Annotated in this window: 10 protein-coding genes; 5 read left to right on the top strand and 5 right to left on the bottom strand. The window is 66.0% G+C overall.

Annotation, left to right across the window (positions count from 1 at the left end):
• Positions 1-16 precede the first annotated feature (16 nt).
• Together ACRVY7_RS13935 and ACRVY7_RS13930 are read right to left on the bottom strand one after the other, a co-directional pair.
• Entirely contained in the window at positions 17-1,405 is a 1,389-nt protein-coding gene (locus tag ACRVY7_RS13935; RefSeq protein WP_431817463.1) for an MFS transporter, read from the bottom strand.
• The gene (locus ACRVY7_RS13930; protein ID WP_431817462.1) at positions 1,398-3,356 is read right to left on the bottom strand and encodes a sphingolipid ceramide N-deacylase; all 1,959 of its coding nucleotides are present in this window, start codon (positions 3,354-3,356) and stop codon (positions 1,398-1,400) included. Before ACRVY7_RS13930 ends, ACRVY7_RS13935 begins: the two co-directional genes overlap by 8 nt.
• A 178-nt stretch (positions 3,357-3,534) precedes the next feature.
• On the opposite strand from ACRVY7_RS13930, the gene ACRVY7_RS13925 reads away from it, so the two are divergent.
• A complete protein-coding gene (locus ACRVY7_RS13925; RefSeq protein ID WP_431817461.1) occupies positions 3,535-4,566 on the top strand; it encodes an LLM class flavin-dependent oxidoreductase in 1,032 nt (343 codons plus the stop codon).
• Between the two features lie 40 nt (positions 4,567-4,606).
• Here the strand turns inward: ACRVY7_RS13925 and ACRVY7_RS13920 are convergent, their stop codons facing one another.
• Positions 4,607-6,499, bottom strand: a complete 1,893-nt coding sequence (locus tag ACRVY7_RS13920) for an acyl-CoA thioester hydrolase/BAAT C-terminal domain-containing protein (protein WP_431817460.1) — start codon at positions 6,497-6,499, stop codon at positions 4,607-4,609.
• Between the two features lie 174 nt (positions 6,500-6,673).
• On the opposite strand from ACRVY7_RS13920, the gene ACRVY7_RS13915 reads away from it, so the two are divergent.
• Together ACRVY7_RS13915 and ACRVY7_RS13910 are read left to right on the top strand one after the other, a co-directional pair.
• Positions 6,674-9,142, top strand: a complete 2,469-nt coding sequence (locus ACRVY7_RS13915; protein ID WP_431817459.1) for a Tex family protein — start codon at positions 6,674-6,676, stop codon at positions 9,140-9,142.
• A gap of 39 nt (positions 9,143-9,181) precedes the next feature.
• Positions 9,182-9,598 carry an NUDIX hydrolase gene (locus ACRVY7_RS13910; RefSeq protein ID WP_431817528.1) on the top strand — a complete coding sequence of 139 codons (417 nt, stop codon included), beginning with the start codon at positions 9,182-9,184 and terminating at the stop codon, positions 9,596-9,598.
• Here the strand turns inward: ACRVY7_RS13910 and ACRVY7_RS13905 are convergent.
• Positions 9,570-10,373, bottom strand: a complete 804-nt coding sequence (locus tag ACRVY7_RS13905; protein ID WP_064867701.1) for an SGNH/GDSL hydrolase family protein — start codon at positions 10,371-10,373, stop codon at positions 9,570-9,572. The genes ACRVY7_RS13910 and ACRVY7_RS13905 overlap by 29 nt on opposite strands.
• 118 nt (positions 10,374-10,491) lie before the next feature.
• On the opposite strand from ACRVY7_RS13905, the gene ACRVY7_RS13900 reads away from it, so the two are divergent.
• Together ACRVY7_RS13900 and ACRVY7_RS13895 are read left to right on the top strand one after the other, a co-directional pair.
• On the top strand, positions 10,492-11,304 hold the full coding sequence (locus tag ACRVY7_RS13900; RefSeq protein ID WP_064870074.1) for a shikimate 5-dehydrogenase: 813 nt from the start codon (positions 10,492-10,494) through the stop codon (positions 11,302-11,304).
• Between the two features lie 134 nt (positions 11,305-11,438).
• Positions 11,439-12,803 carry a glycoside hydrolase family 183 protein gene (locus ACRVY7_RS13895; protein ID WP_431817458.1) on the top strand — a complete coding sequence of 455 codons (1,365 nt, stop codon included), beginning with the start codon at positions 11,439-11,441 and terminating at the stop codon, positions 12,801-12,803.
• A 21-nt stretch (positions 12,804-12,824) separates the two neighbouring features.
• On the opposite strand, the gene poxB is transcribed toward ACRVY7_RS13895, so the two are convergent.
• A complete protein-coding gene (poxB, locus tag ACRVY7_RS13890) occupies positions 12,825-14,558 on the bottom strand; it encodes a ubiquinone-dependent pyruvate dehydrogenase (RefSeq protein ID WP_049700758.1) in 1,734 nt (577 codons plus the stop codon).
• Positions 14,559-14,627 lie beyond the last annotated feature (69 nt).

The following is a 14,627-nucleotide window of genomic DNA, read 5'->3' as shown; positions in this document are numbered from 1 at the left end:
CATCGGTCCTTTCGGGTCACTGCGCGGGGTGCCTTGTCGTGTCGGGGTGAGCTGACAGAGCGTCGACGCCGGCGTCGTCGCGGTACCCGCGAAGGAAGAGCAGACTGAACGCGACGAGGAGCGCGGGTACCAGTGAGAAGGCGAGCGCGATCGCTGTGAGCGCCGAATCCGGTTGTCCGACTGTGGTATCGCCGCTCGACGACACGAACCCTCCGATCGCGAGAATCAGCAGGAACACGCCAGGTCCCAGAGCAAGGCCAACCGTCTCACAGGCGGTCCACACTCCGGACATGGCGCCACCCCTGTCATGGCCGGTGGTGCGGCGATCCGATTCGATGATGTCGGGCAGCATCGCGAGCGGGAATGCCTGCATGCCCGCATATCCGATGCCTGCGACCGCCACGGACGCCAGCATCCACCAACCAGGTGCCCACGCTGCGACCACCAACGACGCCGTTGCCGCGATGAACAGCGCGGACGCCAGGACTACTCCGGCCACCTTCCCGAATCGATGTCCGAGTCGATACCAGAGCGGCATCACGATCAGTGCGGGTCCGACCAGCGCGACGAACATGTACGTCAGGGCGGATTTGTCGCCGAGGAGATACGTCGCTACGTACTGCGCGCCACCGAGCATGACGGCGCTCGCCAGTGCCTGAATCACGAAGAGCGCGACGAGAAGTCGGAAGCTGCGCACCTGGGCCAGTGCGGCGACTCCGTCGCGCAGGCGAGTTCTGGGAGGTTCGGCCGCTTGCGGCGCTGGAGTGGATCGGGGTGCTGCGCCGAACGTCGCGATGAGCATGCCGGTGCAGAGGACCAGGGCTGCCACGACAGCCATGACCGCGTAGCCCACGTGGCCGCCGCCCGCAGCGTCGCGGATGGCCGGGCCGCCCGCGCCGACCAGCAAGATGGCGAGCGCGAGTACCGCGATTCGTGTGGTGATGAGGCGGGTTCGTTGGTGGTAGTCGTGCGTGATCTCTGCGGGTAACGCGACGTAGGGCACCTGGAAGAAGCCGTAGGCGATAGCCGTCAACGTGAAGAACACGAACACCCAGGCCGCGGCCAGCGCAGGGGACGCGCTCGGTGGGACGAGGAACGTGAGCACGAACAGCGGGACGAGCGCCAGCGCCCCGAACAGCATGAAGGAGCGTCGGCTTCCGGTGCGGGCGGCACGTGCGTCCGAGCGGGCACCGATGATCGGGTTCACGACGACGTCGATGATCTTCGGTGCGACCACGACCACCGACGCAACCGTCGCCGCCACCGCAAGGGTGTCGGTCAGGTAGTACGCCAGTACCAATCCGGGAAGCGTGCCGAAACCGCCCGTGCCGACACTGCCCGCGGCGTACGACAGCAGTGTCCGACGTCCGAGCACGTCTGCAGGTGCCGCTGGCCGGTCAGCCACGGTATGCCTCGACCCGTTCCCACATCCGCGTGTACGCCTCGGCGGCGGCGAACAGGTCGCCGACGACGCGCGGACCCTCGACCGGTCCCGCCTGCACGCGAAGGCTCTCGATCCAGTCCGGCAGTAGTCCGTAATGTGCTGTGCCGTCGACGTTCACGTCGAAGACGCGTTTTCCTGAGACCTGCCTGCTGATCTCGGTGACCCCGTCGGCTCCGCGGAACGGATACCGTACGGGGTTGCGACTTGCTGACGGTCGCGGGTGTGCTTGGGCGCCCAGACCACCCATGTCAGGGCCGAAGCCGACGCCGAAGAAGTAGTCGGGACTGCGCTGCTCGCGCAGCACCCGCCACGCGGAGAGGTAGTCGGGCGGTAGATCGCCGTGTCGCCCCTTCTCACCCGGTTTGCCCTCGGCAGGTGTCGCGAACAATCCGACGATGCCGCCGGCGGAGAGAATGCGGCCGTAGTTGCGCGGGTCGGTCCATGTGTGCGACGAGATCACTCCCGGATAGTGGCGTCTGGAGATGATGTCGAGGACGGCTTCGGCCGATTTTGTACTGAAGTGGTCGATGTCGATGGCCATGTTGCGGTCGATGAGCCCGTTGACCGCGTACGCGCCCAGCGACGTCAGTCCGCGGACGTTGCACTGCTGCCCGCGCGGGTAGCCGAGGACCGGGTTGTCCTTCTCGGCCGTCTGGCACTTCTCGACCTGCCACGGATGCCCGTTGGACAACTGCTCGCCGGTGTTGACCGCGGTTCCGGTGACGCCCTGGTCGAATCGTGTTCCGCCGAGCGCGTTGTCGAACTTGTGCGTGAGGATCACCTGGCGGATGCCCATCGACTTCAGTTCGTCGAGTCCCGCGTCGATATCGGTGCGCGAGCACAGTGAACGACCGGAGACCTCGCGACAGCCGAACGGCTCGGAGATCTCGATGCCGAGCGTCACGGCCACCTTGCCGTCCGCGATGACTCGACGGGCGTCTGCCGCCGAGGACACGATGCGCAGGAATCCCTTTCCTGGGCCGCCGTTTTGGGCGTCGACGTAGTCGACGAGCTGGCGCAGCAGCCGGTGCTGGATGCGCACCGATTCCATTTCGTTGCACGGCTGATCACCACGCCAGTACTTCTCGCACAGCACGCGGTTCTGCACGTAGTAGTTCTGGATCATGCGCAGTCCCGACCGCCACGAACGTTCGATCCAGCGGTAGTAGGTCTGCTCGTGCGTCAGCGAATCCCACCTCGGCCAACCAGAGAATGTCGGCCAGCCGTCGGTGGCGTGCGGGCCGGGGCGCGACAGCACCTGCTCGGACACCGCGGGAATACCCTCGGGCTCGTGGTCGGGGCAGTCGCGCAACGCAACCGTCACACCCAGCGGATCAAAAGGCTTGCCGCAGTGCAGTTCTCCGCCGAGAAACTGCTCGGAGAGCAGATGCGCGTGCGAGTCGACGAAGCCGCGAAGATTGCCTTGGGCATCCGTGCCACGCATGACCGGGCCTGCCACATCGATCTCGGGTTCGGGAAACGGTCGACATCCAGTTGCCGGGGTGAGGCGCACATCTCGAGGTCCGCCACTTCCTGCGACGGCGGGTGTCAGCGTGAAGTCGCGACCGCTGCCTGTCACATTCCACTGGGCGCGAGGACTGACGGCGGGCGTGAGTGTCGGCGCTCCGGAAGTCGCGGTGAGGAGACGTCCGTCCCTGCCGGAGAAGAGATAGCTGCCGAGGCCCGCGGCCTTGGCGGTGAACGGCCCCGACTGCCCGCCCACATTCTTGCCGCCTCGATCGACGATCTGAACGCAGGTGTTCGCCAGAGCGTAGACGTCGCCCGTGACCGCTCCCGCAGGTGCAGGGAGAAGGATTGTGAAGACGCCGACGGCGATGCAGCACGCGAGGAGCATGGCGGTCGGTGCGACGCGAACCCGGTTGCGTCGGCGATGCGTCGCCGTTCTGGTCATTCCCGGCACGGTAACCGAGGGCGCTTGTACGCGCAGACTTTTCGATACCCGTGAGCGAAAGTCGAACGTGGTCACGTCGTCGCATCGACGTGCATTTCCTGCGACGACGCTCCGCGACGCGCAGCGGGCACGGACGGAGTATCACTGACACGAGAGCAGAATCACGACGGGAGATGTGATGCCGCGCGAGGGTCAATCGCTACAGAAGATGGGTTTCCTCACCATCGGTCGGTTCGACGAAGCCGACCCGAGGCAGGGGCACCTCGAGACGCTGCGCACGATAGAGGCGGCCGAAGAACTCGGCTTCGACAGCGTGTGGCTGCGCGACCGGCATCTGCAGCACGGTATCTCGTCGCCGGTCGCGATGCTCGCGGCCGCGTCGATGCGGACGACGCGGATCGAACTCGGTACGGCGGTGATACCGCTCGGACTCGAGAATCCGTTCCGCCTCGCCGAAGACCTCGCCACGGTCGATCTTCTGTCCGGTGGTCGTATCAATCCGGGTGTGTCCGTGGGTACTCCGATGAGATACGACGATTTCAAGACTGCGCTCTATCCGGACACATACGACCGTGAGGACTTCTCCAAGAACCGGGTGCTTCGGCTGCTGTCGCATCTGCGGGGTGAACCGGTCAGTGAGTTCGAGGGCACCGTCGGGATCGAGACCTTCTCCCGAAGCGTGCAGCCGCAGTCACCTGGCCTGGCAGGACGTGTCTGGTACGGCGGCGGACTCGAATCGGCGAAGTGGGCCGCGCAGCACGGACTGAACTACCTGACCTCCTCGGTGGTCAGCATCGAGGGCACGACGTCGCGCGACTTCGCGACGATTCAGGCCGAACACATCGACGCCTACCGGGCAAACCATCCCGATCCGTCGTCGGCGCGGGTGTCGCAGGGGCTCGTGGTGATCCCGACGGACTCCGCGACACCTGAGCAGGTACGCAAGTACGAGGCGTACGCACAGTCGCGCTTCGAGCGGACGCTGAGCCCGCAGGGTCCGCGCGGCATGATGTTCTCGCCGGACTACGTCGGAAAGTCTGCCGATCTGGCCGAAAAGCTGTTCTCGCACCAGGGTTTTCAGAGAGCGACCGAGGCGGCATTCGCGTTGCCCTTTACCTTCGACGCGGCAGACTACGAGCAGATCATCACCGACATGGCGCAGCATCTCGGACCAGCGCTGGGCTGGACACCCAAGACCACCGAGTCATAGGCAGTCGAGTCATAGACAGTCGGGACATAGGCAGTCGGGGTCACGCAGGGGCGGCGTCGAGGAATTCGGTGATCTCGTCCGTCAGCGCGAGGCAGGCCATGCCGTGTTCACGAGGCCGGCCACCGAGGTCGATGCCGCCGACCACCTGAACCTGTGCAGGGTAGAGACCAGGACGCAGCAGGTGGCCCGCGCCGTCGTAGCGGATGTGCGTGTCGGACTGGGACTGACGCCTGCCGAGCAGTGCATCAGCCATCTGTTCCGACGGCCAGAGGTGATCGTCGGAGCCGCTCACGCACAGGATCGGGCAGGCGATGTTCTCCGACGCGATGAGAGCACCGGTGGTGTGCGTGCGTTTGCGTGACATGGTGTCGAGTCCCGCACTGTATGCGGGGGCCAACCTCAGCAACGTCGGCTTGCTGCGCGCGACATCTCGCGAGAGATGCCATGCGTTGCTGACCAATTGGGGCATGAGGACCCCGCTCGGCAGCGGCGCGTACGGGCACGGTTGGCCGCGATAGCTCCACGACGACGTGTCGGGTATCTCGCCGCCGTCGCCGATCGCCTGCCAGGTCACCGAACTCGGGCTCAACAGGACCAGGGCGCCGACGGGAAGGTCCGGTTCGCGTGCGAGGGTGGCCGCAACCCCTTCGGCCCCGCGGGAAATGCCCAGTGCGGCAACGTCGCTCGAATCGACCTCGGGCCGCCGCGACAGCCATGAGATCGCGGTGGCGAAGCGTTCGAGCGGAATGCCCGACACCGGAACTGCTTCCGGGTCCGCGTCGAGCCAGTCGTAGGCAAGGGCGACGAAACCCCGCGACGCCAGTGCGCAGATCGTCGCCCGCTGCGAGTCGTACCCACCCTCCGAACCACCGAAACAGACCACCGCGCGTCGTGCGTGGCCATCGGCGGGCAGTGCGAGAAGGCCCGGTCTGCCGTCGACGTCGACCTCGCTGACGCTGACGCCGGGAGCTGTCGCGTACCGGAGTCGCGTCACGATGGAGCGATGCTGACCTCCGCTCGCCTCGATGCGGAGCTGCCATGGTTCTGCGGGAGGAACGAATAGGTCGGCGCGGTCGGGTTCGCCGGTGAATGCCATGGCCCAGAGAATGTCGTCGACGGATTGTCCTGTGCCTGCCAGGCGGCCCTGCCAGCGCCAGAGTCTGCCGAAGAGATCCTGGCCGGACACCGACACCGTGAGGTCGGGTATGCCGGCGGCGTCGACGCCGATGGAGAACGGTTCGTCGTGACGGCTGGTCGACGACGCGCGCACGACGACGCGAGGATCCTGCACGTCAGCGGGAGCGTCGGGCTGGGCGACCGGATCACCCGGACGCGTCGCGTCCTGTCGCTTGCCGATCGCGTCGGTGTGCGACGAGAACCACGCGGGGAAGACCCCGGAGACGGTGCCTGCGACACCCAGGAGCGTGAACGGCACAACCCAGTAGCAGACGATCGACAACGTCGACGCGCCGTCGCGGATCGTCGCGTCGCCCTGTACGAGGGGCGGGATCAGCGACACCACGGTCATCACTCCGAAAACCGCGATCCACATCCACGTCATCGCAGAGGTGATCACGCGGAATCCGTCGCTCCGAGCGACGTCGTCGGTGACCGACGCACGCGCGTACTCGCGGACGAAGGGTCGACCGATCACCATGCCGACGAGGGCGATGAGGAAGATCGCGGCGTTGCCCAGTGGTTGTAGCCAGCGCTCCAGAAACGAGTCGCTGACGGTGAAGGCGAGGACGGTGAACATCGCGAAAACCAGGACGGCGCCGGCCTCGAGTGTGTGCCAGGGCTGTTTACGCAGCCGCTGCACCGCGACAGCGAGCACGGCCAGGCAGAGCGCGACGATCACGGCGACGCGAAACGAGGTGTTGCCTACCAGAATCCAGTAGATGATCCAGGGGGAGAAGCCGATCAGGAATCCCATGAGGCACTCGATTCTCGGTAACGGACCGGCCGGCGGCGACCCCCACCGGCCGATCTTACGGCTGGTCCCGGCGGTGCGGGACCGAAACGCGCACCGCATCCGCGGCGATGCGGTCGACGACACGCACATCCACCGCACAGATCGTTGTCAGCGCGCTTCGGTAGGGTGCTCCGAGTGACTTCGAGTGCATCCGAGACGGTTTCCGGAATCAAGTCGGTCAACGCGCGCCTGGCGGACGAACTCCAGGTCGGCGAGCATCAGGTAGCCGCGGCGGTCAGACTCCTCGACGAGGGGTCGACGGTCCCGTTCATCGCGCGCTACCGCAAGGAGGTGACCGGCTCGCTCGACGACGCGCAACTGCGCCTGCTCGACGAACGGCTGCGTTACCTGCGTGAACTCGACGAACGACGGGCCGCCGTGCTCGCCTCGATCGAGGAGCAGGGCAAACTCACCGACGAGTTGCGGAACGCTCTGCTGGCCGCGGAGACCAAGTCGCGCGTCGAGGACATCTACCTGCCGTACAAGCCCAAGCGCCGAACCAAGGCGCAGATCGCCCGCGAGGCAGGTCTCGAACCGCTCGCCGACCGATTGCTCGCCGATCCATCACTCGACCCCGCCGTCGCCGGAGCCGAATTCGTCTCCGACGCGGTGACCGACTCCGCTGCGGCGCTCGAGGGTGCCCGACAGATCCTCATCGAGCGGGCCAGTGAAGATGCACAACTCGTCGGCGAGGTGCGCGAGACGTTCTGGCGACAGGGATCGTGCGCCAGCGCCCCACGCTCGGAGGAGATCGCGAAAAGCGCTGCGGGACAGAAGTTCCGCGACTACTTCGACTTCGCGGAGCCGCTCGACGAGATGCCGTCGCACCGGGTCCTCGCCGTGTTGCGCGGTGAGAAGGAGGGCGTGCTCGCCGTCGACTTCACCGGCGGCGACGACGAGGGTTATCAGGCGATGGTCGCGGCGAGTCTCGGTGTCGACCTGTCCGGGACCGGCGCGGCGTCGACCTGGTTGGCCACCACCGTGCGGTGGGCATGGCGTACCAAACTCATGATCTCTACGGCCGTCGACGCTCGGGTCCGTCTGCGTCAGCGTGCCGAGGACGACGCTGTCGCGGTGTTCGCGAAGAACCTGAAAGACCTGCTCCTGGCGGCACCCGCGGGTAACCGCACCACTCTCGGTCTCGACCCGGGGTTCCGTACCGGCGTCAAGGTCGCCGTGGTCGACGGCACCGGAAAGGTGCTCGATTCGTGCGCCATCTATCCGCATCAGCCGCAGAAGCAGTGGGACACAGCGAAGGCGACGTTGGCCGCATTGGTAGCACGTCACGGCGTCGAACTGATCGCGATCGGAAACGGTACTGCGTCGAGGGAGACGGATTCTCTTGCCGCCGAGCTGATCTCGGACATCTCGGCCTCGGGTACGCGGCCGCCGATCAAGGCAACGGTGAGCGAAGCGGGAGCGTCGGTCTACTCGGCGTCGGAGTACGCGTCGGGTGAGCTACCCGACCTCGACGTCTCGATCCGAGGTGCGGTGTCGATCGCGCGCCGCCTGCAGGATCCCCTCGCGGAGCTGGTGAAGATCGACCCGAAGTCGATCGGCGTCGGCCAGTATCAGCACGACGTCACGCCGGGCACGCTCGCGCGCAGCCTCGACGCGGTGGTCGAGGACGCGGTGAACGCAGTCGGCGTCGACCTCAACACCGCGTCGGTGCCGCTGTTGGCCCGAGTGTCCGGTGTTACCCCGGCACTCGCCGAAGCCATCGTCGGACATCGGGATGCCGCAGGTCGCTTCCGCAGTCGCGGGGCACTGCTCGAGGTTCCTCGATTGGGGCCCAAGGCATTTGAGCAGTGCGCGGGATTCCTGCGGATCACCGACGGCGACGACCCGCTCGACGCGTCCGGCGTGCATCCCGAGGCGTATCCCGTGGTGCGTCGCATCCTCGACCGCACAGGCCTCGAACTCGCAGAACTCATCGGCGACGAGCGCTCGCTGAAGTCGTTGAAGCCCGCGGAGTTCGCCGACGAGAGGTTCGGCGTGCCGACGGTCACCGACATCCTCGGCGAGCTCGAGAAGCCGGGACGCGATCCGCGCCCGGCCTTCACCACCGCGACTTTCGCCGCGGGCGTCGAGAAGGTCTCCGACCTCCAGCCCGGCATGGTCCTCGAGGGTGTCGTCACCAACGTCGCTGCGTTCGGCGCATTCGTCGATGTCGGGGTGCACCAGGACGGGCTGGTCCACGTGTCGGCCATGGCGAATCGGTTCGTCTCCGACCCGCACGAGGTGGTCAAGTCCGGCCAGGTGGTCAAGGTCAAGGTCGTGGAGGTCGACGTCGATCGGCAGCGCATCGGCCTCAGTCTTCGACTCGACGACGAGGTGCGCACACCGGGCGGCGATCGCGGCGCGCGGCGCAACGACGCCCGCACCGGTCAGGATTCGCGCCAAGCCCCTCGTGGCGGGGCGGCGAACGGACGCGGCGGAAACGACGGCCGCTCCGATCGAGGTCGTGCAGGCAACGGGCAGGCTCGTGGCGGTCAACCGCGCGGGGGTAAGGGACGTGACGGCAAGGGGCGAGATCGGCGGGAATCCCAGCCGATCAACGGATCGATGGCACAGGCGCTGCGCGACGCGGGCTTCGGCAAATGACGCGGCTTACGTCACAGCGTGAGTGAGCCCGACGAGCCGATGACGTCGCCCGGCGGGCTCGCCCCGGTCATCACGGTTGCTGCGGTCGTCATCCGCGACGACGACGGTCGGTTGTTGACGGTCCGGAAAAAGGGAGCCGTCAGATTCATGCTGCCCGGCGGTAAGCCCGAGCCGGGGGAGGATCGTCGACGTACGGCGCTGCGCGAGTCCCGGGAGGAACTGGCGGTCGAGCTACGCGCCGACGACCTCGTCGAACTGGGCGTGTTTCGCGCCGACGCCGCCAACGAGGTCGGTCATCTCGTCGGAGCCACGGTGTTCGAGCATCCGTACGTCCGCGTCGACGCGCCTGCCGCCGAGATCGCAGAGCTTCAGTGGATCGACATCGCGTCGACGGATATCCCGCTGGCGCCGCTGCTCGCCGACCACATCATCCCGTTGTTGCTGGCTCGGCGCTGACATCACCGAGCGCTTCGGCAGCGACGACCGGCTCCGGCCACCGCGGACTGATGCTGTCACCTGACGACACCCCACGAACGCGACGCATGAGCCAGGGATAGAGAAAAGTGCGCGCCCACTCGACGTTGTCACGCCGACGCTGCTCACGTGTCGGCACGGGGAGTGGCGCCAACGGGGGCACGTCGATGCTGTGCGGTGCGCCGATCAACTCGAGCACCTCGGCTGCCATGCGTGTGTGTCCGAGCGACGACATGTGCAGTCGGTCGGAATCCCACATCCGATAGTCGTCGTATCCCGCCAGCCGCCAGAAATCGAGGATGCGCGCACCCTGGCGCTCAGCGATCGCCCGCAGCAGCTCGTTGTAGATCGCGCTCCGGCCGCGCGTGAGCCGGAAGATGGGAGCCCAGCCTGCGTCGTACGCGGTGAACACGACGACAGTTGCACCTGTCGAGAGCAGTCTGGCCAGCGCTGCCTCGTAGCGGGACATCATCGCGTCGAGGTCGACCGAACCACGCATCAGATCATTCCCGCCCGCGTAGATCGTGATCAGATCCGGCTGCAGCGATATGGCGCGGTCGATCTGCTCGTCGAGCACCTGATCGAGCAGGCGGCCACGGATCGCGAGGTTGGCGTAGCGCAGCGACGGGTTGTCGACGGCGAGTTGTTCTGCGACACGATCGGCCCATCCGCGTAACCCGTTGGGGCGGGTGGGATCCGGATCGCCAACCCCCTCCGTGAACGAATCACCAAGTGCCACATATGTGTTCCAGCCCACAGAATCGACCTCCTGATGTCCCAGTGCGACTAACGACGAGGCTACGACGCGACTCGTAGTGCTGTCACATCGTCGTTCGGTCGGTCTGAGTGGCGCCGTGGGCCGTAGCGTGGCACGCATGCCGATTCTCAACAAGGACATGACCCTGTGCATCTCGCTCGCCGCGCGGCCGTCGAACATCGGCACGCGGTTTCACAATTATCTCTACGACGAACTCGGCCTGAACTACATCTACAAGGCATTCACCACCACCGATATCGACGGCGCGATTGGTGGTGTTCGTGCGCTCGGCATTCGCGGGTGTTCGGTATCGATGCCGTTCAAAGAAGCCGTGATCGAGCTTGTCGACGAGGTGGAGGAGTCTGCGGCAGCGATCGACTCCGTGAACACGATCGTCAACGACGACGGCCACCTCAGGGCGTCGAACACCGACTACGAGGCGGTGGCCACACTCATCGCAGACATCGATCCTGCGTCGTCGGTGGTGGTGCGGGGATCTGGCGGAATGGCGAAAGCCGTGGTTGCGGCGTTCCGTGGCGCAGGCTTCGACGATCTGACGGTGTGGGCTCGCAACGCTGCGGCCGGTCAGGAGTTGGCAGCGAAGTACGGCTACCGTGCGGCGGATACCGAGCAGGCTCCGGGACCGCAGATCCTGGTCAACGTGACTCCGCTCGGCATGCGAGGTGCCGACGAGGACGTGCAGTCGTTCGACGACGACGCGATCGCCGCTGCTGATCTCGTGTTCGACGTCGTCGCGTTGCCCGACCAGACGCCGCTGATCCGCGCGGCGTCGGCATCAGGGACCCCCGTGATCACCGGAGCGCAGGTCATCGCACTACAGGCGGCGGCGCAGTTCGAGAAGTACACCGGCCGGGTGCTGACCGCAGAACAGGTCACCCGAGCGTCGGAATTCTCGCGCGCCGAAACGTGATCGTGACCATGCCTGCGAGTGAACGGTAATACTCGTACGTCACACTGGCCTCTTGAATCACATCTGTCACACAGGGTGACGGACGTGGTGCCACCGACTCACAGTCGGACCGTTCATCGAGAGGACCGTCGACCATGCTCCGAACCCGAGCGGGTGCACGCAGACTCGTCACCGCGGCGCTTGTGGCGACTTCCGTAGGCGCTTTTCTCGTCTCCGGTGAGGGACGTGCGACCGCGGCGCCGTGCGCAAATGTGGGCAACGGCTCGCTTCCCGATCTCGGCAGCGCATCCGGGTCTCTGGGCGGAACGGGCTCCCTGGGGACCGGCTCGCTGGGCTCGGGTTCGGGTTCTGGCTCGTCCGGCGCGCGACCGGGCCTCGGAACCCAGGGGCCACTGCCCATCTACGTCACGCCACGCGCCCGCACGGTGTCGTGGGTGACCGGGCCGCGCAGCATCAACAGCACCTTCAACCGGTTCACGATCAGCGGCACCGATCTCGGAATCTCCTGGGACAACGGCTCCGGGCAGACGCTGATGGCGTTCGGCGACACCTTCGGCGACTGCAACGTAGTCGGTCAGGAGTGGCGACACAACACGCTGATGCGGACCCGCGACACCAAGTTCGACGACGGCGTGAGCGTCCCGCCCGGTATCCCCGGAGATGTGCAGTCCGGGAGTCCCGTCGACGCCGCACGCCCCACCTATGCCCGCGAACTGATTTCAGCACTCGGTGTCAGTCCCATCGAGACGACGACCATCCCCACCGCTGCGATTTCGCTGCCATGGGGCTCGGGGTATCGGCAGTACATCAACTTCATGTCGGTGCGATCGTGGGGTTCAGCGGGGCACTGGGTGACCAACTACTCGGCCGTCGCCCACTCTGACGACAACGGTCAGAACTGGACGGTCGATCGCGACACCATCCTCGTGAATTCGCCAGTGGCCGCGGCACTTCCGTTCGACCTGCCGCCCGCGGAGCCCAACAACGGAAAGTTCCAGCAGAACGCCTACGTGCGCGGGCACGGCGCGCAGGACGAGTACGTGTACCAATTCGGCACGCCCAACGGACGATTCGGCGCAGGCTTCCTCGCACGGTTCAAGCCGACCGAAATCCTCGACGTGACCAAATACAAGTACTGGGCAGGTCGCGATCGTCAGTGGGTCGACCACATCGCTGACATTCCCGACGACGGATCGGCGATCGTCGTTCCCGCGCCCGTCACGGAGCTGTCGGTGGCGTGGAGTCCGTACCTGAACAAGTACATGATGCTCGACGGAGACAACGGAATTCGCATCCGCACAGCGGATCGACCAGAAGGTCCGTGGAGTGCCCCGACCTACCTCGTGGAGCCGGGCGCTGTCGTCCTGTACGGACCCATGATCCAACCGCGCTCGCCCGCAGTCGTCGGGTCGTCGCCGGAATTGTTCTTCAACGCCTCGCGCTGGAGCGACTACAACGTGATGCTCGTGCGCGCCGACCTCAGCAAGGTGCCGCACTGAGGGCGGTGTCTGCCGCGGATGTCAGTCGAAGAGCCTGCGGAAGACGTTGGTTTCGGCGAGGTCCATCAGTTCGTCGCCGCGCCCGGAGAGAACGGTTCGGATCGCATATAGCGTGAACCCCTTGGCCTGCGCCGCCGACACCGTTGGCGGAATCGACAACTCCTGACGTGCGGTGACGACGTCGAGCAGTGCCGGTCCGTCGTGAGCGAGGAACTCGCGCACCGCGGAGTCGAGGTCGCCTGGATTCTCGACGCGGTCACCCTTGATGCCGATCGCACGAGCCAACGCGGCGAAGTCGGGGTTCTCCAGGTCGGTTCCGAAGCTCACGAACCCCGCAGCCTTCATCTCCAACTCGACGAAGTTCAGCGACGAGTTGTTGAAGACGACGATCTTGACCGGCAGCGCGTTCTGCGTGAGCGTCAGCAACTCGCCGAGCAGCATGGCGAGGCCGCCGTCGCCCGCCATCGCGATGACCTGCCGTCCGGGGAAACTCGCCTGCGCGCCGACTCCCTGCGAGACGGCGTTTGCCATCGACCCGTGCGTGAAGGAGCCGATCAGCCGCCGCTTCCCGTTCATCTCGAGGTATCGCGCCGCCCAGACGACCGGTGAGCCGACGTCCGGGATGAACACGGCGTCGTCGGTGGCGTGGTCGGAGAGCAGCTTTGCGAGATACTGCGGGTGGATCGGTGTCTTGCCGTCGTTCACGGCGAGATCGTTCAGCGACCCGCGTGCCTTGACGTAATGCTCACGCGACGAAGTCAGATGCTCCGAGCTGCGGTTTCGGTCGATGAGTGGCAACAGTGCCGGGATCGTGTCGGCGACGGATCCGACAAGCCCGACGTCGACCGGTGTGCGTCGACCGATCTGCTCGCCGCGGATATCGAGTTGGATGATCGTCGCCTTGGAGGGAAAGAACTGCTGATACGGAAAGTCGGTGCCCAGCATCAACAAGGTGTCGCATTTCTCGATGGCGCGATACCCCGAGCTGAAGCCGAGCAGTCCGGTCATCCCGACGTCGTACGGGTTGTCGTACTCCAGAAACTCCTTGCCGCGCAGCGCGTGGACAACCGGGGCTTGCAGGGCTCCCGCCAATTCGACGACGGCGTCGTGCGCACCGGCAACACCCGCGCCACCCAGGATGGTGACCTTTTCGGCGGCATTCAGCGCTGCCGCGACGTCCTGCAACTGGGCGTCGGTGGGGCGGACGATCCTGTCGATGGCGCGGATCGGCGCGCCGCCCTGACGGTGATGCTCTTTCTCGAGGAAGATCTCGCCCGGGATCACCAGAACGGCGACACCTCGTCGTTCGACGGCGGTGCGGATCGCGATGTCGAGCAACCGTGGCAATTGTGCTGGGGTGCTGACCATTTCGCAGAAGTCGCTGCACTCGACGAACAACTGCTCGGGGTGGGTCTCCTGGAAGTACCCGCTGCCGATCTCGGCGGCGGGGATGTGTGCAGCGATCGCGAGCACCGGAACGCGACTGCGCTGAGCGTCGAACAGACCGTTGATCAGGTGCAGGTTGCCCGGCCCGCAGCTACCGACGCACACCGCGAGTTCGCCGGTCAGTGTCGCCTCCGCCGACGCGGCGAATGCGGCACCTTCTTCGTGGCGCGCGTGGACCCATTCGAGCCGTTGATCCTTGCGTAATGCGTCGGTAAATCCGTTCAACGAGTCGCCGGGGATTCCGTAGACCCTCCGTACTCCGGATCGGTCGAGCGTCTCGATGATGTTGTCGGCCACGGTTCGTGCCACGTGCACACTCCTTGATCGGGGACGGGCGTTCAGTTCGGCGTGCTCGTATCCCATCGTAGGCACGGCGCG

The sequence above is a fragment of the Gordonia jacobaea genome (genome assembly GCF_965344965.1).
GTDB classification, from domain to species: Bacteria; Actinomycetota; Actinomycetes; order Mycobacteriales; family Mycobacteriaceae; genus Gordonia; species Gordonia jacobaea.
This window is presented reverse-complemented; position numbering and strand designations above follow the sequence as displayed.